Raw genomic sequence first — 23,878 nt, forward strand, 5'->3', positions numbered from 1 at the left:
AGTTTGAACGGGTGTCTACCGTTAAAAGGAACGCGTATGATTGTACGTGGCTGAGTGCTATTGAAGAGCGGACTGTTTTCAATAGAATTAGGGTGGTATCGCGGTTAAACCCGTCCCTTATTATAGGGGCGGGTTTTTGTGTGCTTTTAAAAAATAAGAGAGGCGATATCAAATGAAAAAAGAAAACATAAAAGAATCTGTACAAAATCGTGAAAAAAGGATTAGTGAATTTTGGTCAAAGGAAAATACCTTTAATAAATCAGTTGAACAAAGAGATCATAATCAATCTTTTGTTTTTTATGAAGGTCCCCCAACTGCAAATGGACTACCACACGTTGGTCACGCTTTAGGACGTACGATAAAAGATGTAGTAGCTAGATATAAAACAATGGCTGGATTCCAAGTTGTTCGTAAAGCTGGGTGGGATACGCATGGTTTACCAGTTGAACTCGGTGTGGAAAAGATGTTAGGCATTTCAGGTAAGGCAGAAATTGAACGTTATGGTGTAAAAGCTTTCCTTGAGAAATGTAAAGAAAGTGTATTTACTTACGAGAAACAATGGAGAGATTTTACTGAACAGCTAGGTTATTGGGTGGATATGGATGATCCATATGTAACATTGGATAATGCTTATATTGAAAGTGTATGGAATATTCTAGGGACAATTCATGAAAAAGGTTTACTTGTAAAAGGTCATCGTGTTTCACCTTATTGCCCTAGCTGTCAAACATCACTAAGCTCACATGAAGTAGCGCAAGGATATAAAGACGTTAAGGATTTATCAGCAACCGTTAAGTTTAAATTGCAAGGTGAAGAAAATGTCTATTTCCTTGGATGGACGACAACTCCGTGGACACTTCCTGCTAATGTAGCATTAGCTGTAAATCCAACTATGGAATATGTTCGTGCTAAAAAAGGTGAGGAAGTATATATTCTTGCGAAGGCATTACTAGATAAAGTACTAAAGGCTGATTACGTCATTTTATCTGAATTTCTCGGGGCAGATCTAATCGGTATTAGTTATTTCCCACCATTTCACTTCGTAAAAGTTGAAGTTGGCCATAAAGTTGTGAAAGCAGATTTTGTAACTGAAGGTAGTGGTACTGGAATTGTTCATATCGCACCTGCATACGGTGAAGATGACTATAAGGTTGTGCAAGAAAATGGGTTATCTTTTGTAAATGTAGTAAATGAAAAGGGCCAATATACTGATGAAGTACCTAATTTTCAAGGTCGTTTTGTTAAAGAGTGTGATGTAGATATCGTGAGGTATTTAGCCGAAAACGGACTATTATTTAGTAAAGAAAAATATGAACACAGCTATCCGCATTGTTGGCGTTGTGATTCACCTTTACTCTATTATGCAAATGAAAGTTGGTTTATTAAAACGACCGCATTAAAGGATGAGTTTATTAAAAATAATGAAGAAGTAACATGGCATCCTGATCATATAAAATATGGTCGATTCGGTAATTTTTTAGAACAAATGGTGGATTGGAATATTAGCCGAAAAAGATATTGGGGCACTCCATTAAATGTTTGGGAATGCGATTCATGTAATCATCAATTAGCACCAAAAAGTATAACTGAATTATGTAATCATTCAGTTGGAGAAATAGACAAATCAATTGAATTGCACAAACCTTTTGTTGATGAAGTTACTCTTAACTGTCCGAATTGTAAAGGGAAGATGAAAAGAACACCTGAAGTAATTGATGTTTGGTTCGATAGCGGTTCGATGCCATTTGCCCAGTATCACTATCCTTTTGAAAATAAAGAGAAATTTACAAAACAATTTCCAGCTGATGTTGTCATTGAAGGGATTGATCAAACAAGAGGCTGGTTCTATAGTTTACTTGCCGTATCTACTTTATTTACCGGGAAAGTACCATATAAACGAGTATTATCTCTTGGCCATGTATTAGATGAAAATGGACAAAAAATGTCTAAAAGTAAAGGTAATGCACTTGATCCAGTAGAATTAATTCAAAAATATGGTGCTGATTCATTACGATGGGCTTTATTAGTAGACAGTGCGCCTTGGAACCCGAAGCGTTTTTCTGAAAGAGTCGTTCAAGAGGCCAAATCAAAACTCATCGATACACTGGACAATGTGTATAGTTTTTACAGTTTATATGCAAATTTAGATGGATTTAATGCAACAAAACAATATGAGTATCAATCAAGTACGTTGGATAAATGGATCATTTCTCGTTTGCATAGTACAGTCAAAAATGTAACTAAGAATTTGGAAGAATATCAATTTACAAATGCTGCAAGAGACATCGCTAAATTAGTAGATGAAGTAAGCAACTGGTATGTAAGGAGATCAAGAGAACGATTCTGGTCAAATGGAATGAATAAAGAGAAGGCAGCGGCTTACTATACACTGTTTGAAGTATTAACAAAAGTAAGTCAATTATTAGCACCATTTACACCATTTTTAGCGGAAGATGTTTATTTTAATTTAACAAAACAAAGCGTCCATTTATCTGATTTTCCAGTTTGCGATGAAACATTTATCGACGTTCAGCTTGAAAGGGAAATGGATGCAGTTCTAAAAGTTGTGGAACTTGGAAGAAGTATTCGAAATGCAAATTCATTAAAAATTAAACAGCCACTAGCTAGTTTAACTTTAGTTAGTAATAATGAAGAGATTAATTGGGATTCATATAAAGAAATTGTTTTAGATGAGTTAAACGTAAAAAATTTCCAACAAGTAAACAACGAAAATGAGTTTTCAATCTTAAAAATGAAATTAGATTTTAAAAATTCAGGAGCAAAATTTGGAAAACTGTCAAATTTAGTTAATAAATCACTTCAAACATTAACAAATGAAGAAGCAAAAAGAGTGATAGAGAGAGGGTTTGTTAATGTGGTAATTGAAACAGGAGAAACTGTTAAAGTCGACACACAAGATATTTTAGTTGAAAAAAGCGCAAGAGAAGGTTTTGCCTCAGCGACGAATGGCGAATATACAGTAACCCTCGACACATTACTAACAGAAGAACTTATCCAAGAAGGTACTGTAAGAGAATTAATTAGGTCTATTCAAGAATACCGAAAAGAATTGGATCTACCAATTAATATGCGCGTAGACATATGTATAACGGCTAATTCAGAGTTTATTGAAATCATTGAAAAGTTTAAAGGAATGCTTGAGGAAAACTTATTAATGAGAAATCTAGTTGTGAAAAATCAAGTGAATGGAAAAGAAATTAAAGTTGGTGATTATCAGTCAGAAATTGAATTAGTTACTTCTAATTAATTAAATAGTGAAAGTGAAAAGACAGACTAATAACAATATTTTGGTCTGTCTTTTTTTTTTGCAATAATACAAATGAATTTTAGTTAGTTTATCAGAGTTTTATTGATTATTAAAAGAAGGATATGTAGAAACAAACAACAAACTAATATTATAACACTCATTAAATGCTAGAATAGGTTGCAATATGTACATCTTACTTTTACTTACTTGTATTAATTTTTTGAAAGAAGGTTTATTAGAATAGCTGTTGAATTAATTACTATAGAATGATTTAAGGGGGATTAAATGATTTCTAAAAAGAGCATTTACGTCTATTTAATCTATGCATTATCTTTTGCGATATCGTATTTTTTAGTTAGAGTATTATTCTTTCATGGCGAAATTAACTCAGCATTTGCAGGTTCGATTGGCGGTGGATTTATCGGGTTTTTACTTTCTATTATTTTTGCTAAACCGATTGAAAAAAGATAAATTTAAAAACTGTTCTTCAATTACTCTGCTTATATTGAACTATTAATAAAGGATGATCATTATTTAATCATCCTCTAGTATACATTAAATTAATCCAATTAAAAGATAAATGGCAGTTCCCCAAATAAACAAGGCGGAGAATTTGTTGAATATTTTCATTATACCGCCTGTACTGTCTACCTTCTTCATGATTGAGCCCGCGAACGTTAATCCTAAAAACCAAATCCAAGATACTGCAATACATGCGATCGTAAAGAAAATTTGTTCCTTTCCGACATATTTTAATGCACTTGTTCCAATTACACCTACTGTATCTAAGATTGCATGGGGGTTTAATAAGGATACTGATAAAGCAAAAATGATTTGCTGTCTGCTAGGTAATGCACTATTGGATTCATTTGCCGCAGGTTTAGATTTCCAAATGACATACCCCATGTAAACTAAAAATAAAATACCAACAATCATTAGGCTAATTCTGAGCCATTCAAATTGGAGAACAATTGTGGAAAGTCCAAAAACAGCTAAAAGAATTAAAAAAGTATCACACACTGCAGCAGTAAAAGTTGCTGGAAGCGCTCGAATTAGTTTTGGCTGTGTAGCACCTTGTGAAAAAACAAATACATTCTGTACCCCTAAAGGTAAAATAAGTCCGAATGCTAAGACTAGACCATGAATAATAGCCTCCATCTAATCAACTCCCTTTCAATTACTATTGTACTATGATAAAACTAAAAGAAAACAACCAATTGGATGGTTTTATATCCACCCAATTTAGGGGGAGTTAGATGAAATGGAAACCAAATCGTGATTCTCATTTGACTTTACAAGAGCAAATTGTAGATTGGATCAAATCTCGTATTGAACGAGGTGACTGGTCTGTTGGCACAAAGATTCCAACTCAACGGCAACTAGCAACGCAATTTCATGTGAATCGCAGTACTGTACAACTTGCACTTGATGAATTAAGGGCAGATGGTTTAATCGATTCAAAAACCGGTTCAGGTGTATTTGTGGCTAACAATTCTTGGAACGTACTTTTGAGCAAAAATCAACCAAATTGGCAGAGACATATTGATTCAAGTATTCATAAACCAAATTACCATACGATTCAACTCATAAATGAATATGAGCAAATGGATCATATCATACGTCTTGGAACTGGTGAATTATCACCTGACTTACTACCAACTAAACAAATAGAAAATTCGATAAGAAAAATTTCACTTGATTCCAAAGCGATTGGCTATTCATCTCCTCAAGGAAGTGAAAAACTACGAGGAATTTTATGTAATTATTTAAAAAAACGTGGTATTGAGTCAGCACCAGCGAACATTTTAATTGTTTCGGGTGCACTTCAAGCACTTCAATTAATTGCAGTTGGATTATTGGAGGAAGGATCCAGTATATTTCAAGAACAATTTTCGTATTTAAATTCAGTACATCCCTTTCAATCGAATGGTATGCGAATGATTTCAGTTTCAAAAGAACATCAATTAAAAGATAATTTGCGGGCACATAAAGGGAAGAGGCAATCTTTATTCTACTGTGTACCAACACTAAACAATCCAACGGGCTATAATTGGTCTTTGGAAGAAAAGCAAAATCTATATAATATATGCAAAGAGCTAAAAATTCCAATTATTGAAGATGATGTGTATCACGAATTGCTTTTTGAATCGTCTTCACCAGCTATAAAATCATTTGATAATTCAGGACAAGTGCTATATATAGGAAGCGTATCCAAAACACTTAGTCCTGGGTTAAGAATTGGTTGGGTTGTTGCACCTTCACCTGTAATTGAACGATTAGCTGATATTAAAATGCAAACGGATTATGGTTCGAGTGCCTTTTCGCAAGAAATTGTATCACACTGGATCTCAAGCGGTTTATACGAAAAACATCTTGTTAACCTTCGTGAACAATTGCAAAGAAGAGCTAATTACGTAGAAGAAATTTTAAAAAAGGAATTTAAAAAAATAGCTTCATGGAAAAAGTCTGAAGGTGGTTTCTATATATGGCTTAGGTTTCATAATCCAATCGTAAATAAGACTTTATTTTTAAAATTACTTAAAGAAAATATATTGATCAATCCAGGTTATATTTACGAACCAAGAGATTTACACCATATCCGTCTTTCTTATGCCTATGCTTCATTTGAAGATTTAAAAAAGGGATTAAATATTTTACTACAAATGAGCCAACTGTGATTTTATTTTGAACTTTATTTCATTGCTATCTTTTAATAATGGATCATACTAATGGAAAGTAGTGTCGTATTAAGAAACGAATTTTGAACAGTAAAAAAGAGCACCGAAATCTCGATGCTCTTTTTTATGTTATCTATTGTATTAAGTTCATTACTTCAACCTAGTAAATTAACATTTAATTTCTATCAAGAAAAGTACCCAATTTGCTAGAAACTTCACTGTATACTTGCCTGTATCTTTAAGCTTTCAAACCCTCGAAATGCAACATTTTTACGGCGAGTTGGTTCCTCAATTAGAACTGGATTAACTAAATGTCTAATCAGTTTTTCAATTGCAATTTGACCTTCTAATCTAGCTAGAGGGGCACCTAAGCAGAAGTGGGGGCCAGATGAAAAGGATAAATGTTTAATATTTTTTCGAGTAATATCAAAAGTTTCAGGATTAATGGTGACTGTTGGATCGTAATTGGCTCCCCCTAATGAAACCATAAAATGATCGCCTTTTTTAATCGAATTTCCAGCAAACTCAAAGTCTTCTCTAGCCCATCTAGATGTAAAAATAACAGGTGATTCATATCTTAATATTTCTTCAATAGCAGAAGGAATTAACTTTAAATTATTTTTTAAAAGCTCAAATGCTTTAGGATGTTTTAATAATAAATAATATCCATTTGTGATTAAATTAACAGTCGTTTCATGACCAGCTATTAATAAAAGAAGACAGCTTGCAATCATTTCATCTTCACTTAATTTATCGCCAGATTCCTCTGCTAAAATTAAATGACTGATTAAATCCTCCTTAGGTTCTATTCTTCTTAAAGATATAAGGTTTTTGAAATAAGTAGAAGCATCAAGAATATCCTTTGATACTAATTCTAAATCCTCCATAGTCGTATTAAAATCAATAAATTTAATAAATGCATCAGACCAATTGTGAAATAAATCCCGATCTTCTTTAGGAACACCTAATAGGTCAGTTATAACAAAGACAGGTAGTAAATATGAAAAATCACGTATTAGTTCGTGCGTAAATTTTCCCTTCATATTTGCTATTAAATAATCAGCAATTTCATTTACTGAAGTTCGTAAATTTTCAACCATTCTTGGAGAAAATGCTTTGTTCACAAGATTTCTTAATCTTGTATGATCTGGGGCATCTCGAAATAACATCATTTTGCGATTTATTGCAATTGCAGGCATAACACTTTCAGGTATTTGTTCTGGTGGTGTGACTTTAGTTGCTTCTTTTATAAAACGGGGATCTTTTAGCATTATTTCTGCTTCTCTATAGCCTGTTACTAGCCATCCAGTTCTCTGAAACAGCTCTGTATAAAGAATAGGACTTATTTTTCTTGCGTTATTAAAATACGAATATGGGTCTTTGTAAAAATGCTCTGGATTCACACTTAATTGATTGTTCATGTAACTGTTCTCCCTTATGAATGAACTTTAGTCTATTTATTTCTATTTCTGTGAAAATGGATTATTACCAAATTTTGGATACAGTTAAAAAAGGATACTTTTTTACAGAATGATTTTCATGAGAAATAGGGTATAAATGAATAAGAATTAAATCAAATAAATTTTAAGAAAATTAAATCATCATTTATGGTAAAATAAGGTACTTCAAATAAAAAACTGAGTTTTATGCGATTAATCAACGTCAAGAAAGGGGTAACATAATGGATTTTCCAATTTTAGAAACAGAAAGATTATCTTTAGTACAAATTACACAAAAAAATGTTGATGAAATTTTTTCTATCTTTTCAAATTTAGAGGTAATTAAATACTATGGAATGGATCCCTTTACTGAAAAAGAACAAGCAGTTAAAATGATAGATTCCTTTCAAACTAGATTTGAAAACGAACAAGGAATGCGTTTTGGAATCGTTGAAAAAGAATCAAAAAAATTAATCGGGACAATTGGCTTAAATAATTTAGTCTTACACGCTAGAAGAACTGAAATTGGATATGACCTATTACCTGAATATTGGAGAAAAGGATATATGTCAGAAGCAATTGGAGAAATTACAGCATATTGCTTTAATAAACTAGGACTATATCGAATTGGAGCTATTATTTTTCCAGATAATATAGCCTCATCTACTTTAGTTGAGAAGCTAGGTTTTCAAAAAGAAGGATTACTGAGAGGTTATTTAGTTCAAGGGAATGAGTCTCATGATTTAAATTTATTTTCTCTCATTAAACCTGATTGGGAAAAATAAAAATATGAAACTGACATTACCATAATATAGTAAAATTGTTTAATTTAGGAAAAGGAGAAATGGAATGATTCAAGCTGTAATATTTGATTTTGATGGTCTAATTGTCGATACGGAGTCTGTCTGGTTCGAAGCATATAAGGAAGTACTACAACGGTATGAAGTAGAGTTAACTCTTCAAAAGTTTTCAGAAGTGGTAGGAACAAGTGATGAAATTTTATTTGATTTTATCAATTCAAATTTAAAAGAACCAATTGATAAGGAACTAATTGAACAAATGGCTAAAGTTTTAGTTGATGAGAAACTACTTGAGCCGGCATTAAGAGAAAGCGTAGAAGACTATTTAATTTCAGCAAAAAATGCGGGATTACAAATAGCTTTAGCTTCAAGTTCATCAAGAGAATGGGTAGAAAGCTTCTTAAAAAAATTAAATATTTATGAATACTTTTCTGTCATTAAGACGAAAGATGATGTAAAGAAAGTTAAGCCAGATCCGGAGCTATATATAAAAGCAATTGAGGAAATTGGGGTTCAAGCATCAGAAGCGATTGCATTTGAAGATTCATTGAATGGATTAATCGCTGCAACAAAAGCGGGATTACATTGTGTAATTGTTCCGAATCAAGTTACCTCACATTTAGAGTTTGAGAATCATAGTTTAAGATTATCATCTATGTCAGAAAAATCTTTAGAAGATGTCATTAAACATATAACAAACAAGTAATATCGATTAAAAAAAGTAAAACCATTCCAAAAAATTGGAATGGTTTTTTAATTAAATAGAATTTACTTCTTTTACTTCACTTGCTTCATCTTTCTTTATTAAAATTTCCTTTTTCAGACCCCAACAAATGAAAAATGTTAAAATGGCAAGTACGAAAGATACCCAATATAAATCCTGGAATGCGTGAGTAAAGACTGTTTTTACTTTTTCAAGTAAATTAGGATCAAGATTAGATGGAATCATTCCATTTTGTATATTTTTTAATTGTAGTAATTGATCCACAGTAAGACTTCCAGCTAGTGATTTCATCCCCAATGTAATTTTAGAGGCTAATAGAGAACCAAATAAACTAAATCCTATCGTCATACCAATGGATTGAAATAACATGACGGCAGATTGAGCAATCCCTACATTTTCCTTTTCAACTGATTCTTGAACAATTAATGCATTGTTAAATAGAGCACCGAATCCAAGTCCTAGAACAATGAAATAAATAACGAATGTAAAAATTGAAGTGTGAGCCGTAATACCTGTCAGTAAATAGAATCCGATCATAGGAATAATAAATGAAACGCCGTAAATATTTCGATAAGAGAATTTATTCATTACTCGACCAGCAACTACACTTGCACCCATTGCACCAACCATAATTGGTAAATTTAAATAGCCAGATTCAGTAGGTGTTAAACCGAGTACATTTTGCGAGAAGAAAGGGAAAGATGAAAGTGAGCCCATTATCGCAAGAACAAATACAAATACAAGAGCCGAAATGACAACAAAGTTTCTATTTTTAAATAAGTGTAAGGGGATAATTGGTTCCTTAACTTTTGACTCTACAAAAATAAATAATCCAAGTAAAAAAGTTCCTAAAATTAGTAAACCGATTATTTTAGGGTCACTCCATGCATATCCTTCTGTTTGATGTAGCACAGGAGTAAGCAGATAACTGATTAACGTGGTAACTAGTAAAATCCCACCAAACCAGTCGATATTGATTTTTTTGTCTACTTTCGTTTCGTTTAATCCTATCGCTAATAAAATTGCAGCTAAAACGCCAACTGGAATATTTACTAAGAAGATCCAGTGCCATGAAATATGCTGTACAAAATATCCTCCAATGAGCGGTCCAAGTAGTTGGGGTATAAACATGACAGCTCCGAAAATACCTTGTAGCTTAGCACGCTGTTCAACTGGGAAACTGTCTCCGAAAATGACCATCGCAAGTGGCATTAACCCACCGGCACCAATCCCTTGAATTCCACGACCAATTAAAAGGACTTCCATAGAATGAGCTGTACCACTAATAATTGAGCCAGCCATAAATAATCCCATACTAAATAAATATATTTTTTTTCGACCATATAAATCCGCAAGTTTACCGAGTATTGCCATAAAGGAAGTCATCGAAAGCATGTAAACCCCACCAACCCAACCGTAAAGCGCTAAACCGCCTAAATCTCTAATAATTGTTGGCATAGCTGTAGCAACAACAGTTTCATCTAGCTCTGAAAAGATGACTCCAATCATTAGTCCTATTAATATAAGAGTCTTGTTATTTTCTTTCATCCTTTACCTCCCTATGACCTTTCAATATTATTCAATTGATTCATTGAATACATTAAAAAGAAGAACATTTAATTTTTAAAAGCTAATTAAAGATGAAATTCAAATTTCAAGTAAAAAACTCATTCTTTCATTATTATTCTTTACTTCGTATAAAATTCCTTTAGGTAGTAATTGTAATTCTTATCTTTTGGATTGATTGAATTATATAAATATTGTGAAGGCTCCGTTCTTATCCATCATATGGTAGATTAATTGAATAAATAATCTTTACTAACTGAGATTAATTACTTTAAGATGTGATGAACTTCACAAAGAATAACCCGATTGACGTGTGTTTCGAAGCAAAAGATAATTAACTCATTAGTATTGAACTAGGAGATAATGGGGGACAAAGTGTATGGATTTAGTCGTAACAATTTGCTTGATAATGATAGTAATTTTATTAAGGCAAATTTTAAATGAGTTGAGAAAATGAAGAAATTATTATAGTTTAACCCACGCATTTTTTAGGGTTACACAATCTGAGCTAGTTCTTAATCAAATCCTTTTTAGCAATTAAAGAGAAAGTTTAAAAAATTTTCATTATGAAACGATCGCATGGATTCGTTAAAAAACAAGATTCCGAGGAGATGCAAAATGAAAGTATTGCTTGAATTAATAAGAATTGTATTTATATTCCTATTGTTAGGAGTCATATTAAGCACATTGTTACGAAACTTATACTTATTGATGGGTGTAAATTTAGAAAAATTTGGATGGATGGGTACAGTTGCGATTTTTTCTCTGTTATTTGTTATCTATAGAAATAAACTTCAATTTAGTGGTTGGTACACTGGAAAAACGAGAGTTAAGCTTTCTAAAAAGGTAACTACTTTCCTTTTATCTGTTTCGTTATTATTTATCATTTCACTACCAATCCTAAGTTACTTATTCAACTAAAGCATTACGGTAGGTGAGGATCCTGAGTCGCTAAATGTGGCTCATTTTTTATTCAACCTAATGTGGCAGTTTAGTTAAACAAGAATACAACATTAGTGCCTAGAGAAGGAAATATCATTTAATGCGAGAATTAACATATTATGGTAATGAAGGAGAGGTTTACTTTGAGAAAAATTTACTTTTTGATGTTGGTTGCCATGTTAATATTGGTTGGTTGCTCAAATCATACTCTTCATTTTAAAGGTGAAAGCGATCATTGGAAAGGCAATTACACAACAAATGTAGATGCTACTAGAGAAGATGGTCAGTTTGAATTTGTATTCAAAGATGGTAAACAAATGAAAAAAAATTTAGAAATCACTGTCAATGGAAGTACTGGTGTTAGTAAACGAACAGACGGTGAAAGTGATGAAACCGTCATTAAAATGAATACCTCTTGTTCGGGCTGTGCAGTTACAAAAGATTCAGATGTTTTTAAAGTAACCATTAAATGGAATGGAAATGAAGAATCTTTTGAGTTAAAAAAATAAAACTACATAATGCAATAGTTCAAGATTACGAGTCACAAAAAGGGCTCGTTTTTTTATTGAAATAATGGTAGTTTTCATAAAAAATACATATTAAAACTTTCAGTATCACTAGATAAGATTAGCATATAAAAAAATCCAACTAAAAAAATAATTTACCAAACACTAGTTTTTGAACGTTTTGTTTATGATAAAATATAAAAATATTTTATATTTTTAATAAATTGTATTTTTGGAGGCAAAAAAATGATATATCCATATGAAGATAAGTATTTACCGGGAGTTTTGGAAGTGTTTAAATTAAATGTACCTGATAGTTTTGACCCGTCAGAAATTAAAGACCTTAAAGAATATCTAATAAATAATGGTTCTACTTACTTTGTCTATATTGAAAATGAAAGTATACTCGGAGCTTGTGGTTATCATTTTCCAGAGATCAACTTAGGTGGAATTTCTTGGATTTTCACAGACCCTAAATATAAAGGTAAAAAAATTGGATCGAAGCTTGTTAATCATTGTATAGATGAAATTCAAAAGAATAGTAGTATAACAAAAATAGAGGTACGCACATCACAATTTGCAAATGTATTCTTTGAAAAAATGGGATTTACGACACAGTTAGTAAAACAAGATTATTGGGCAAAAGGATATGATTTATATGCCATGACTATGCCTGTTTTAATAAATAACATAACACTTGAATAGAGTTGCCAAAATTAGACTTATTTAATTTATAAATGATACTTCAACTAAAGCAAGGGTAGCTTTAGTTCAATAAGAAATATACAACAACAAAAAAGCATTGTTCAAACACAATGTTTTTTTATTTTCTAATACTAATTAGCATTGCAGTTATTAATTTAACGGGATGTAGTATCACAAATATATTTACAAATGGCAAAGAAGAAAAGCGACGTCGAATCTTCATTTAACAAAAATGTATTAAAGAAAAAAGGATACCCAGATGGCTATCATTTGGTACTATCTCGTGAGAAAAAAGAAGTTGCTCTTACAATTAGACCCTATTCGAAGAAAAATTATAATTATTTAAAAGGCGACTTACAAAAGAATATGGAAATGACATTAAAAAAGAAGCATGCTAGCGATTATCATGCAAAAGTTCTTGCATATTGGAAACCTTCCAATCTTACAGAAGAACAAAACAAAGCTGAATTAATTTTAGATCAAGTATCTAAGGAAATGGAAGGATTATATAGTGTAGGTGTTTCAACTGGCTATTCAGTTTCTGCCACTGTGGACGGATCCTTGATTACAGATTATCCTTTTTTAATCGAAACAATGAAGAAATCACAAATCCAATCGAAATTAATAAATATCAAAAAGAGTTTGTTCAACTAGCACATAAAAAAGGGTTTGACATGAAAAAAAGTATCCCAATTTATTTTTCAAGCCATTTAACTGGGAATTGGGTTAAAAAAGTCATTCCATCAATCGATTTAGGTTTGAAAGAAATGAAGGAATTACACGTCAAATCTACAACAATTTATGATGCTAAACAAGCAATTATTGTTAATATTTCATTAAATAGTTCAGATAAAAAGGCGAAAGAAATTGCTAGGCAGATTGAAACGTTAATAAACGAGTTTTTTCAAAATAAACAAATAAAAAAAGCATTCTCTGGCCCGCATAACGTAATTGTACAAAGCAGTGATAATAAAAAAATAAATTAAATAACATTCAATGCTATTTGAATTATTAAAGAAAAGGATTGCTGTAAAAACGTCAGTCCCTTTCTTTATGCATTTATCAGAAGTTAATTAAACTGGGCATATTATAGTAAATTAGCCAAGAACAATTGATATAATTTAATTTATAAGCAACTTCATTACGGAGGAATCTAATTGGAAATCTTAATTACTGTAATTTTCCTAGTTTTACTTTTTTCATTTTTAAATGAAAGAAATCTGTACTTTATTTTTTAGTCCGTTTAATTGGGAATTATTTACACAAAAATGTCCACTTTTCTATACCTCTTGTCGAGCGAATGCCTGAAGTGTTTAAAGTTTGGTTTGGGGGATTATTATTTTTTAATTTGTGTTGTGGTTATTCAATTAAGGGGTGGAGAGAATTTACTAAACAAAAAAATAAATGAAATAAAATAATATCCACAATCTTCAACTAACGCAATGAATTAGTTCAAACCAATCAATTGCGTAGTTAAAGAGGAATTTAATAAACCGTTTTTTATTCTCAAGGAGGGATTGTAAATGATTTTGGTGAGTTCTTGTTTAGCAGGGTTAGAGGTAAGATATAACGGCACGCATTGTTTAAATAATAAAATAAGTAAACTAGTAGAAGAAAATAAAGCTATTACAATATGTCCAGAATTACTAGGAGGATTTTCAACACCCAGAGAGCCTGCTGAAATAATAGGTGGAAACGGAGAAGATGTACTGGATGGAAAGGCGAAAGTAGTTGATAAATCAGGCAAAGATGTTACCCTACTTTACATAAGGGGAGCATATGCTACACTCGAAAAAGCTAAAGAAATGAAAGCGACTGTAGTAGTACTTAAGGAGAATAGCCCATCCTGCGGAAGTTCAAAGATTTACAATGGCGATTTTATTGGTAAAAAAATTGATGGGATGGGAGTTACTTCTGCTTTACTTACAAAAAATGGATTCAAGGTAATATCAGAAGAAAAATTCGCTGAAACCTTCCTATAATTCTTCTACAAATTAATTCATTTCTCTACTAATATTAGAATTTTTTAGAGGGTTAAGCAATGATTCAGTTACTGAGTAAGGAACTCAGAGCCGAATCTAATAAGTGGCTACCATGCTTTTTTTATATAAAACTTATTTAAACTAATGCATTGTTTAGTTTAACAACAAGATCGGCTGTTTAGTCGATTTTTTTATTCAACATAATGGCAGGTTAGTGCAAGAAGAAGGATTGTCAGTTATACAATTTTATCGCATAAATATGTTTTATTTTGTATATTTATTTCATCAGGGAGGGATTAATTTTGGTGATTAAATTTGCAGAAATATCGGACGCACCAAAAATTCATGATTTATTGTTCAAGGCATTTATGGAATATAAAGATGAAGTGCCACCATCAAGTGTATTAGAGGAGACCGTTGAATCAATAACATCTGCTTTAATAGAAGATGAAAAAAGTTTAATTGCTTTTGTTGATAATGAGTCAGTGGGTATGGTTCGTTTTAGATTGAAAGAAGAAGGACTTTATTTTTATAGACTTTCAGTTATTCCAGAAAGACAAGGTCAAGGAATTGCAAAAAAATTATTGGCATCGTTAGAAGAATATGCACATAAAAATGAAATTTCTACTATTCTTTGTAAGGTGCGAATGACTGTGCCTAAAAATATACAACTATATAGTTCGATAGGATATAGAATTTATGATGAGGAATACATAAGCCAAACGGTATAAATATTCAAGTAGTTTCTATGCAGAAGAAGTTATAGTTCTTAAACTAATGCAGTGCGATTCTTCAATAACGAAGGATCGTTTTTCTTTTTCAAGTAAATGGTTGGGATTGCTGATGCGCTTTAGATTTATAATCAAATATCTCCTTCAATTTATGAATGTGAAAAAGTGGATATTATTTGGTCTGAAGATTCAATGAAGTCAATATTTATTGTTGATGGCGAATGTTGGGGTATGTTTGATCTAAAATCTAAGAGAAAGCTTAATGCCCCCATGCATGGCATAAACCAATCCTTTTCTATTTGATTTCGGCATCAAAATTGTACCAAGGATTTCTGGTTTATGCTTTTTTATCTCTATAAATATGATCGTATCAAGTGTTCAAAGAGATTTTTGTACTTACTTGGTCATTAATATTTTCATCTAACATCTGATGATAAATCTTAATCTTATTCTCAACAAATTGAATATGTTCACTAATCTCGCGTTCCTTTTGCTGAAGCTCTTCAAGCTGATCAGCCAACAGAAGCAATCTCTGTGAAGCGGTTGAGTTGCCTTGATACCTTAATTTTGTATACTCGCGCATATTCTTGATAGACATCCCCGTATTCTTTAAACGATGAATAAAATCTATCCAAGAAAAATCTTCCTCGGAATAGACTCGGCGGTTTGCAGAATCTCTGTTGGGGAAAATTAATTTTTCTTTTTCATAATAACGCAACGTATCAATGGACAGACCTGATAAATTTAGAAAACTGACCAATCGAAAATATTTCCACAGAATCTCCTACTTTCCTATTGACCTTGAGTATACTCTAGGATGTATCTTTTTTTCAAGGCAAAGCTGCCAACTAAGAAAAGAGGTCAGAAAATGGAAAAGAAATTAATTTTAAACACAGAAAATAAAAATCAGAAAGTTATTCTTGGTAAAAAAGGTTTTGAAGAGATTTTAGCTTTTGGTGGTATTTATGAAGATATAAAAGAGTATCTCCTAGCAGTTCCAGGTAGTATCTATGATAGACCTGGATTAGAGCTAAAATATAAAGAAATGGTTTCTATTGCAAGCTTATTGACCCAAGGTGCTTCTGATGAGTTACTGAAATCTCACATCCAAGGAGGTTTAAACGCTGGCTTAACAACAAAAGAAATCGTTGAAATATTTATCCAATGCATTCCATATATTGGATTTCCACGGGTCATAACAGCGACTCGCGCATCTTTGAGCGTTCTAAAAAATGAAGAATAGTGCTAAATAAAATCAAAGGTACAAGAATATCGTACAATAGATAATTTATTGTTCTAAGGATTGGACTTGAACGCATTGTCATTGTCGCGGACAAAGCAATGAACAGTAAGAAGAATATTTCTGAAACGCTAGAAAATGGTGATGGATGGTTGCTTTTTCAAAAACATCAAGGACGCAGAGGAGCACCGAAAGACATTCAGAACTTTCTTCTAGAGCCTAGTCACTGGGAATACAACGAAACGCTAACTTTCGCTAAGAAATCAATTCTTCGCTCAATAAAAAGAATTACGAGTACAAGATGAACATTTAGGACCTAACACTAAGTAAGTCGATATTAATGGAAACGATACTTCGTAGAATGGGGAAATAGTGGTCAATTGGATAATAATCATGTGAACTCATTACTGATGGTTTACTTTTTTGGAACAAAGGTGGAACGCATATAGAAATAGATAGTATGAGGTTAACGGAAGAAAAAATGTTAGAAATTGCAAGGTCAATGAAATAATCTTATATAACTAACGCATACGTTAGTTCAATATGAAATTTAAAACAGATAAAATTAAATTAAAAAGCTGTATCTGATGATGAAAAGTTTTTTTATTGAATTTTCTGAAATCTAATTATAAAATAAACCTGTTAAATAAATTAATGAGGTGTCTGAAATGAAAAAATTGATATACCTTTCCATTTTTTTATTATTTACAGGGATAATAGGTGTTACAGTTCAAGCTCAAACACCAAGTAAAGAATCTCCTTTAAAAGAAAAATTTAACTTAAAAAAATTAGATGTCGGTGAATTTTTCTCAAATCATAATGGAACGTTTATATTACGTGAAGTTAAAACTGGAAAAACCTTTGTCTATAATCAGGAAAGAGCTAACACTAGACAAACCCCAGAATCTACATTTAAGGTTCCAAATGCATTAATTGGTTTACAGGTCAACGCTGTTCGTGATGAGTATGATGTAAAACGATGGGACGGCGTCAAACGTGAATTTGATACATGGAACCGTGACCATACCCTTGGTTCGGCTATGCGCGAATCAGCTATTTGGTATTACCAGGCAATGGCTAGGGATATTGGCGAGCAACGCATGAATGAATGGGTACAAAAAATCTCGTATGGAAACGAAGATATTAGTGGAGGAATCGACCATTTCTGGTTAAGTAGCTCTTTGAAAATCAGTCCGCTTGAACAAGTTGATTTTATGGAAAAGTTGTATAAAGAAGAGCTTCCTTTTGATAGACCTATAATGAAAACTGTTAAACGAATGATGATCCAGCTGGAAGGGGACCACGAAATAGTTTACGGAAAAACAGGGACAAGATTGTCTGATTTAGGATTAGGATGGTTTGTTGGGTTTATAAAAGTGGACAATCATTCTTATGTTTTTGTAACTAACATTGATGGTACGGGTACAAAAGCTAAAAACATCACATTAGATATCTTAAAGAAGTACCAGTTAATTACTGAGTAAAAAGGTCATCAGGGATTGATATCAATATAAAAAAGCAAATTAAGCAATAAGTTTTCTGTTGTTCGGCAATCGGACGCAATTGGTAAAAAAGAAGCTAAATTAAGCCATAATATACAAGAATTCATTTATTCTAGTTTATTATGGCTTGTACTTTATCCGAAAAATAATTGGAATTATCTTGATATTCCCTATTTGAATAACTAATTTTCTTTATTAAAAACCCTGTAAGTTAACCTCTAATGCTTAACGTGTAGAGCTTTTTTCATAGTAGTACAATAAAAAAAGATGCAGTAGCAACCTGCTTGTTATTCAACTAACGCAGAGTCTTCAATAACGAAGGATGGTTTTTCTTATTCAAGTAAATTCAGGTTAACACAATAAGAAATCCTTTAATTCAACTAATGAAAAATGTATAATAATGTTTATATATACATATTTATGCAGTTTATAGAGGGGAGAAGATTTATGATTCTGTTTTGTGAGTCGGAAAAACTAGATGACTATTTAATCGAATTAACCGAAATAAATTATTCTAATCCAATTATAAAAAAGAAAGCAATTGAGCTTTTTAATCCATCTCAAACGGAAATTGAAAAAGCAAAAATAGCTTTTGAATTTGTTCGTGATGAAATTTCTCATTCTTGGGATATTCAATCGAAGCGAGTTACTTGTAATGCTTCGGAAGTATTAGACTTTAAAGAGGGAATTTGCTATGCAAAATCACACCTGTTAGCGTCTTTATTGCGTTCACAGGGAATACCAACAGGTTTTTGTTATCAAAGATTGATGTTATTTGATACTCCAGAAAAAGGGTATTGTATTCACGCTTTAAATGCCATATTCCTTAAATCACTTAATAAATGGATTAGGGTTGATGCTCGTGGAAATAAAGAGGGAATTGATGCCCAATTTTCAATTGAAGAAGAAAAATTAGCTTTTCCCATTAATGAAGAACTTGATGAAAAGGATTATCCAGTTATCTATGCTAAGCCTCATCCCAAAATTGTGGCTGTTTTAGAAGAAAATACAAACGGATTAGAAATGTATGAACATCACTTGTTAGAGAGTTTGTAGTTTTTTCACTAACGAGCATAAGAGTTGAAGAGTGAGCTGCTGCTTTGGTGGCTTTTTTCTTGTTCAACTAAAGGATGCAGGTTAGTAGAAATTTTAACTTCATAATGATTCTATTAATGATTGAACATTGTATGGAATATATATCCATATAATCGTTGGGATGAGAATACCTCTAAATAAGATCAATAAAAAGGAGTGAGGATAAATGATAACTATTGTCATGCAAGTAATTTTAGCGTTTTTTATTTTAGTAGGAGGATTCATAAAACTTTTACGTATGCCGTTTCAGGTTGAACATTGGAGGCATTATCAATATCCATTATGGTTCATGTCTGTAATTGGATTGATTGAAATTATTGGAGCAATAGGTATGATTAGTGGTATCTGGATTAGTTACTTAACTATTGGATCAAGTGTATTATTTGTACTTCTCATGTTAGGAGCCATACATTCTCATATTTTTCGAGCACATCAATCAATTGTAATGATTATTCCTGCGACGATCTGTTTAATACTATCTATTGTACTGATTATTAAGAACCTAACCTTTGCTTAAACTTGTTCGCAATTTTGGGGAAGTTTAATAAAAGAACTTACAGTTTAATTTCCTATTATAATATTACGTTAATTCCTCCTGTATAGTCAGAGGGGCTTTTGGTGCGGTGCTTCAAAAATGACAGTGTCGCTTTTTATTTTATCGAGAATTAGTAAAGATTGTGAGACTTTACACTTAAACTAACGTATGCGATAGTTTAATAAAACTTAGGAACAAATAATCAACACCTATTTAATTTGGCAATATGTTCTCTCCACTTGTCGAAACTTTTTGGAAGGTACACTTTAATATTTAAAGAAGTATTAATTGTTAGAATTTACCATTTTCTAACAATCATAGTATATCAATCCAAATAAAGGAGAACAAAATGAGAAAAGTAATCGTATCGATGTACCTGTCTTTGGATGGTGTCATGGAGGAACCATCTTGGACCATGCCATATTACAATGAAGAAGTGGCAAAGTTTCAAAGTGATTTATTATTTGCAAGCGAAATTCTTCTATTAGGGCGAGTGACTTATCAAGGATTTGCTGCAGCCTGGCCATCCATGACAGATAAAGATGGTTTTGCTGACAAAATGAACAGTATGCCAAAGGTCGTCGCTTCTACTACTTTGGAAGAAGCTGAATGGAACGCTAGCCTAATTAAAGATAATATTGCAGAAGAAGTATTAAAATTAAAGCAAGAACCTGGTCAGAACATCTTAATCTACGGTAGTGGTGAGCTTATTCAAACGTTGATGCAACAAGAACTTATCGATGAATATCACTTGATGGTGCATCCTGTGGTTCTGGGAAGCGGAAAGCGTCTCTTCAGTGAAGGAATCGATAAAAAGGGTTTTAAACTTGTAGAAACAAAGAATACCAGTTCGGGGGTCGTTATTCTTTCCTACCAACTCGAGGGAAAAGAATAGCTAACTAGATGAACAATAAAGTCCGTCAGAATTAGCTCTGATGGACTTTTTTAAAATTTAAACATGCAGGATTTGTCATACTTATTTATATATGTACTATAAGCATTAATTTTTTAGGTGATTGAAAAAGTTCAACTCTATCTATAGTATTGAAATATTCTTTATACAACTATCGCATTTCTTTAGTTGAACAACACAATCGACTGAAAAGTCAATTTTTTTATTCAAGTAAATGGCATGATAGTTGCATAAGAAAATGCGATGCTATAATTAATTTAAAAGGGGTAGAGGAAGGAGAATAATATATGACACAGAAATTAAAAGTAGCTTTAGTCGAAGAAATATTAAGTAAACACATAGAGTTGGAGGATATGAAACTTGGACTTTATGGTACAGAAATTAAGTATCAAGGTTCTTATACAATTGTTGACCGTATAGAAGGTTTAGAGGTTAGACTGTATGTCCAAGAAGAAGATGGCGGTATGTCAAACTATATTAAAATACCACTTCAAGACCTACTTCCATATTTAAGTTGATTTACCTAATAATAATTTCCGTAGTTCGTCAAAAATCAAAATAAACTCTAATTTGGTCATTTTAAGTAATCAATATTTTTATAAAACTAACGCATGAATAGATAAACTTGAAATGGAGTATCACTTACTTAGTTGCGACTCGTCACATTGTAAATCGTACGGAGGAAAAATTCGAATGCTTAAAATTTTAAGAGTGATATTTTTATTGATCGTATTAATACTATCTATTTTTGGGTTAATAACTCATAAGACCAGATCCTAGGAGCAAGATCATTAGTACTTGAACAAAAAGAGTCTAGCAATGCATAACGTATATCATTTTGGTTAGATTGTATTACTGAGAAAATGCAAGGATTTTGGGCAGATAAACAAACATAATAATAGGAATCAATAAAGATAAACGACACCTATTTTACTTCTGGAAGATTAATACATCATCGGCTTTTTTGTATTTATGTAGAAGGTAGTTTTAATCTAGAAAGAGTTTGATAAGGAGTGTGACAAATGGATAATTTTAGTTTACTCATTACGTTAGTACAATTGATCATTCTAATTGTAGTAGTATATATCATGATTATGATTATTAAAAAAGTAAGATTATTTGCAACAAAAAATTTGTTTATTTCAAATAAAAAAATTGAAGAATTAGAGAAAAGAATAAGTGATTTAGAGAAAAAATAGGGATACTCTCTTAAAACATTATAGCAATAGGAAGTTATACGACTTTTAATTAGCCATATTACTTAGTTATTTCATTTATTTTTTGACGGAAATTTGATAATACATAACTATATTGTTAAAATTGGGCTATTACAATGTGTGTAAGCCACACTGGGAGGTTACAAAAATGGAACATGGTAAAGTAAAATGGTTTAATGCAGAAAAAGGTTTTGGATTTATTGAGCGTGAAAATGGTGATGATGTATTCGTACATTTCTCAGCAATTCAAACCGATGGATTTAAATCATTAGATGAAGGTCAAGCTGTTACGTTTGAAGTAGAACAAGGTCAACGTGGACCACAAGCAACTAATGTTAAAAAGGCTTAGTTGAAAAAAGAGTCGGAATCTATAAAGTAGAAACCGACTTTTTTTATGTTTTTTAAATATAAAAACCCCTATACCAAAAAGAATAAGGGGACTATCTAACGTGGATCTTGGTAAAGAAAAAAATTTAAATGATTATAGTTCATTTAAACTGAAGAAACAATTAATTATCGAAAATAATTAGTCGTTTGAACGATTAGTTGTTTTGGAATTTCCCTTATTTTTAGTACCTTTGCTAACATATGGCTTCGCGTTCTTTGCTTTTTTTGCACTAGCTTGCCACCTATTCCAACCCTTCTTATCTGTTCCTCTACCTGTACCGCCCTTAGCTTTAGCTTTACTCATATAAACACCTCATAGTTATTATACACTAAGTTCTATACAGTTTTTCAGTAATTTCCAATTAACTTGTAAGTAAAAAAAGAATTGAGAAATAAATATATTCAAACAGAGTCAGTTTTATCTATCTTTATTTTAATTGAACGATAGGCTATAAAGTCGGTTTTTATAGAGATAAATGACATATTAGTTGGATAAGGATTATGTGAAATTCATTGTAAAAAAGGACCAAATTCCCCAAATACAAAAACTTATATAGTTGATACAATTAAAGGAACATTAAAAAATGGAGGAAAAGGTTTCAACATGAAAATTACGAAAAAAGTATTTGTCAGAAATTTAATAGTCATTTTTTCAATGATTATTATAATCGGATTGGGAATTTTTGTTTATGGTAAAACGTATTCATCATATCCAATAACTAAAACGAATGAAACTAAAGTAGAAAAAATAAATTCTTCTTTAATAATTGTAAGATCAGATTTAAATGAGCTAGAAAAAAAAGTAGGAAATGAAAATGAGAAAAATAAAGTAATTGAATTGGAACAAAAAACGATGGAAGATATCGAGAAACTAGATGAAGTATTAGAGAATTTTAAATTTAAAAAAACGCCTGATAAGGGGCTTTTATTATGGATTATTTGTGCAACTTCATCTAAAGATGCCTATTTAATGGATTTGATGAGTTATGGTAGCGGTGATACTAAAGGAAATGAATTTTCTAAAAGTACAATCGATCATCTAAATGATAGTCTTAAAGAAATGAAAAATAAACATAAAGAAGCTTATAGATACTTTAAGCGAAATCATTACATAGAAGGGTTTTACAATCAATAAGAAAATCATTTAAAAATATAAATATTTACAATTAAGATATTTTAACAACTAGTTCATAGCTAGTTCACAGCATAAAAATGGAAATGATTCTAGGAGGGGTAAAATGTTTGAAGGCGAAGATTTTATATTTACGTTCGGTCCAATATTCATTGGTATCACTTTTGTAATTGTTATATCCATTGTAGTATTCTCAATCATAAAAGGAGTTACACAATGGAATAAAAATAATAATTCACCTAAATTAAATGTAAAAGCCAAAGCGATAACGAAAAGAACAGCAGTACATGGTGGTGGGGAACATTCTTCTTATAGTAATTATTTTGTAACGTTTGAAGTAGAAAGTGGAGATCGGATAGAATTCCAGGTAAAAGATACTGAATACGGAATGATTGTTGAAGGTGATCTTGGAGAACTTACTTTTCAAGGCACAAGATTTCAAGGTTTTATTAGAAACAGATAACTTCAAAGTGCTTTATTAATTTTATCTGGCCTCGTTGGCAACTTATTATATAG

At 31.5% G+C, this 23,878-nt stretch carries 27 protein-coding genes, 2 pseudogenes and 1 other annotated feature (1 of these 30 only partly in view); of the genes and pseudogenes, 23 read left to right on the top strand and 6 right to left on the bottom strand.

What is annotated here, in order from left to right:
- Positions 1-121: a binding site (T-box leader), on the top strand (it extends 124 nt beyond the left edge of the window).
- A 66-nt stretch (positions 122-187) separates the two neighbouring features.
- Both ileS and RAH41_RS02180 read left to right on the top strand, forming a co-directional pair.
- The gene (gene ileS / locus RAH41_RS02175; protein WP_419471554.1) at positions 188-3,268 is read left to right on the top strand and encodes an isoleucine--tRNA ligase; all 3,081 of its coding nucleotides are present in this window, start codon (positions 188-190) and stop codon (positions 3,266-3,268) included.
- A 285-nt stretch (positions 3,269-3,553) separates the two neighbouring features.
- Positions 3,554-3,739, top strand: coding sequence for a hypothetical protein (locus RAH41_RS02180; RefSeq protein ID WP_331220282.1), 186 nt, complete (start codon positions 3,554-3,556; stop codon positions 3,737-3,739).
- An 84-nt stretch (positions 3,740-3,823) separates the two neighbouring features.
- Here the strand turns inward: RAH41_RS02180 and RAH41_RS02185 are convergent, their stop codons facing one another.
- Complete coding sequence (locus RAH41_RS02185) at positions 3,824-4,426, bottom strand: LysE/ArgO family amino acid transporter (RefSeq protein ID WP_331220283.1); 603 nt, start codon at positions 4,424-4,426, stop codon at positions 3,824-3,826.
- A gap of 98 nt (positions 4,427-4,524) precedes the next feature.
- Between RAH41_RS02185 and RAH41_RS02190 the strand changes: the two genes are divergently transcribed.
- Positions 4,525-5,946: a PLP-dependent aminotransferase family protein gene (locus tag RAH41_RS02190; RefSeq protein ID WP_331220284.1), complete on the top strand. Its 1,422-nt coding sequence runs from the start codon at positions 4,525-4,527 to the stop codon at positions 5,944-5,946.
- 215 nt (positions 5,947-6,161) lie between these two features.
- Here the strand turns inward: RAH41_RS02190 and RAH41_RS02195 are convergent, their stop codons facing one another.
- Positions 6,162-7,367 (bottom strand): cytochrome P450, encoded by a 1,206-nt coding sequence (locus tag RAH41_RS02195; protein WP_331220285.1) that lies wholly within the window; start codon positions 7,365-7,367, stop codon positions 6,162-6,164.
- Between the two features lie 260 nt (positions 7,368-7,627).
- On the opposite strand from RAH41_RS02195, the gene RAH41_RS02200 reads away from it, so the two are divergent.
- Both RAH41_RS02200 and RAH41_RS02205 read left to right on the top strand, forming a co-directional pair.
- The gene (locus RAH41_RS02200; protein WP_331220286.1) at positions 7,628-8,170 is read left to right on the top strand and encodes a GNAT family protein; all 543 of its coding nucleotides are present in this window, start codon (positions 7,628-7,630) and stop codon (positions 8,168-8,170) included.
- A 64-nt stretch (positions 8,171-8,234) separates the two neighbouring features.
- Complete coding sequence (locus RAH41_RS02205) at positions 8,235-8,891, top strand: HAD-IA family hydrolase (protein WP_331220287.1); 657 nt, start codon at positions 8,235-8,237, stop codon at positions 8,889-8,891.
- 51 nt (positions 8,892-8,942) lie between these two features.
- Here RAH41_RS02205 and RAH41_RS02210 read toward each other — a convergent pair whose 3' ends face one another.
- A complete protein-coding gene (locus tag RAH41_RS02210) occupies positions 8,943-10,457 on the bottom strand; it encodes an MDR family MFS transporter (protein ID WP_331220288.1) in 1,515 nt (504 codons plus the stop codon).
- Positions 10,458-11,093: 636 nt separating this feature from the next.
- Between RAH41_RS02210 and RAH41_RS02215 the strand changes: the two genes are divergently transcribed.
- The 7 genes from RAH41_RS02215 to RAH41_RS02245 all read left to right on the top strand — a co-directional run bounded on the left by RAH41_RS02215 (position 11,094) and on the right by RAH41_RS02245 (position 15,341).
- Positions 11,094-11,396 (top strand): hypothetical protein, encoded by a 303-nt coding sequence (locus RAH41_RS02215; protein ID WP_331220289.1) that lies wholly within the window; start codon positions 11,094-11,096, stop codon positions 11,394-11,396.
- A gap of 164 nt (positions 11,397-11,560) precedes the next feature.
- On the top strand, positions 11,561-11,926 hold the full coding sequence (locus RAH41_RS02220; protein WP_331220290.1) for a hypothetical protein: 366 nt from the start codon (positions 11,561-11,563) through the stop codon (positions 11,924-11,926).
- Between the two features lie 243 nt (positions 11,927-12,169).
- Positions 12,170-12,628, top strand: coding sequence for a GNAT family N-acetyltransferase (locus RAH41_RS02225; RefSeq protein WP_331220291.1), 459 nt, complete (start codon positions 12,170-12,172; stop codon positions 12,626-12,628).
- A 189-nt stretch (positions 12,629-12,817) separates the two neighbouring features.
- Positions 12,818-13,282 carry a hypothetical protein gene (locus RAH41_RS02230; protein WP_331220293.1) on the top strand — a complete coding sequence of 155 codons (465 nt, stop codon included), beginning with the start codon at positions 12,818-12,820 and terminating at the stop codon, positions 13,280-13,282.
- 20 nt (positions 13,283-13,302) lie between these two features.
- The gene (locus RAH41_RS02235; protein WP_331220295.1) at positions 13,303-13,614 is read left to right on the top strand and encodes a hypothetical protein; all 312 of its coding nucleotides are present in this window, start codon (positions 13,303-13,305) and stop codon (positions 13,612-13,614) included.
- 537 nt (positions 13,615-14,151) lie between these two features.
- Positions 14,152-14,610, top strand: coding sequence for a DUF523 domain-containing protein (locus tag RAH41_RS02240; protein ID WP_331220296.1), 459 nt, complete (start codon positions 14,152-14,154; stop codon positions 14,608-14,610).
- A gap of 305 nt (positions 14,611-14,915) precedes the next feature.
- Positions 14,916-15,341: a GNAT family N-acetyltransferase gene (locus RAH41_RS02245; protein WP_331220429.1), complete on the top strand. Its 426-nt coding sequence runs from the start codon at positions 14,916-14,918 to the stop codon at positions 15,339-15,341.
- A 370-nt stretch (positions 15,342-15,711) separates the two neighbouring features.
- Here the strand turns inward: RAH41_RS02245 and RAH41_RS22565 are convergent, their stop codons facing one another.
- Positions 15,712-15,924, bottom strand: coding sequence for a hypothetical protein (locus RAH41_RS22565; protein WP_419471555.1), 213 nt, complete (start codon positions 15,922-15,924; stop codon positions 15,712-15,714).
- A 45-nt stretch (positions 15,925-15,969) separates the two neighbouring features.
- A pseudogene (locus RAH41_RS22570) lies at positions 15,970-16,101 on the bottom strand (MerR family DNA-binding transcriptional regulator); the annotation flags it as partial.
- 108 nt (positions 16,102-16,209) lie between these two features.
- Between RAH41_RS22570 and RAH41_RS02255 the strand changes: the two are divergent.
- The 9 genes and pseudogenes from RAH41_RS02255 to RAH41_RS02295 all read left to right on the top strand — a co-directional run bounded on the left by RAH41_RS02255 (position 16,210) and on the right by RAH41_RS02295 (position 22,192).
- Positions 16,210-16,584: a carboxymuconolactone decarboxylase family protein gene (locus RAH41_RS02255; protein WP_331220300.1), complete on the top strand. Its 375-nt coding sequence runs from the start codon at positions 16,210-16,212 to the stop codon at positions 16,582-16,584.
- A 56-nt stretch (positions 16,585-16,640) separates the two neighbouring features.
- Positions 16,641-16,865: pseudogene (locus tag RAH41_RS02260) on the top strand (IS1634 family transposase); the annotation flags it as partial.
- A 384-nt stretch (positions 16,866-17,249) separates the two neighbouring features.
- A complete protein-coding gene (blaOXA, locus tag RAH41_RS02265) occupies positions 17,250-18,065 on the top strand; it encodes a class D beta-lactamase (RefSeq protein WP_331220303.1) in 816 nt (271 codons plus the stop codon).
- A 465-nt stretch (positions 18,066-18,530) separates the two neighbouring features.
- On the top strand, positions 18,531-19,139 hold the full coding sequence (locus RAH41_RS02270; RefSeq protein ID WP_331220304.1) for a transglutaminase family protein: 609 nt from the start codon (positions 18,531-18,533) through the stop codon (positions 19,137-19,139).
- Positions 19,140-19,344: 205 nt separating this feature from the next.
- Complete coding sequence (locus tag RAH41_RS02275) at positions 19,345-19,695, top strand: DoxX family protein (RefSeq protein ID WP_331220305.1); 351 nt, start codon at positions 19,345-19,347, stop codon at positions 19,693-19,695.
- 367 nt (positions 19,696-20,062) lie between these two features.
- The gene (locus tag RAH41_RS02280; protein ID WP_331220307.1) at positions 20,063-20,608 is read left to right on the top strand and encodes a dihydrofolate reductase family protein; all 546 of its coding nucleotides are present in this window, start codon (positions 20,063-20,065) and stop codon (positions 20,606-20,608) included.
- Between the two features lie 305 nt (positions 20,609-20,913).
- Positions 20,914-21,144, top strand: coding sequence for a hypothetical protein (locus RAH41_RS02285; RefSeq protein WP_331220308.1), 231 nt, complete (start codon positions 20,914-20,916; stop codon positions 21,142-21,144).
- 504 nt (positions 21,145-21,648) lie between these two features.
- Positions 21,649-21,825, top strand: a complete 177-nt coding sequence (locus tag RAH41_RS02290) for a hypothetical protein (protein WP_331220309.1) — start codon at positions 21,649-21,651, stop codon at positions 21,823-21,825.
- Positions 21,826-21,991: 166 nt separating this feature from the next.
- Positions 21,992-22,192 carry a cold-shock protein gene (locus tag RAH41_RS02295; RefSeq protein WP_069032402.1) on the top strand — a complete coding sequence of 67 codons (201 nt, stop codon included), beginning with the start codon at positions 21,992-21,994 and terminating at the stop codon, positions 22,190-22,192.
- A gap of 177 nt (positions 22,193-22,369) precedes the next feature.
- Here RAH41_RS02295 and RAH41_RS02300 read toward each other — a convergent pair whose 3' ends face one another.
- The gene (locus RAH41_RS02300; RefSeq protein ID WP_331220312.1) at positions 22,370-22,534 is read right to left on the bottom strand and encodes a DUF3934 domain-containing protein; all 165 of its coding nucleotides are present in this window, start codon (positions 22,532-22,534) and stop codon (positions 22,370-22,372) included.
- Between the two features lie 300 nt (positions 22,535-22,834).
- Here RAH41_RS02300 and RAH41_RS02305 point away from each other — a divergent pair, with 300 nt between their 5' ends.
- Both RAH41_RS02305 and RAH41_RS02310 read left to right on the top strand, forming a co-directional pair.
- Positions 22,835-23,365 carry a hypothetical protein gene (locus RAH41_RS02305; protein WP_331220313.1) on the top strand — a complete coding sequence of 177 codons (531 nt, stop codon included), beginning with the start codon at positions 22,835-22,837 and terminating at the stop codon, positions 23,363-23,365.
- Positions 23,366-23,468: 103 nt separating this feature from the next.
- A complete protein-coding gene (locus RAH41_RS02310) occupies positions 23,469-23,825 on the top strand; it encodes a DUF2500 domain-containing protein (RefSeq protein ID WP_331220314.1) in 357 nt (118 codons plus the stop codon).
- Positions 23,826-23,878 lie beyond the last annotated feature (53 nt).

This window comes from Gottfriedia acidiceleris, assembly GCF_036421055.1.
Classification (GTDB): domain Bacteria; phylum Bacillota; class Bacilli; order Bacillales; family Bacillaceae_G; genus Gottfriedia; species Gottfriedia acidiceleris_C.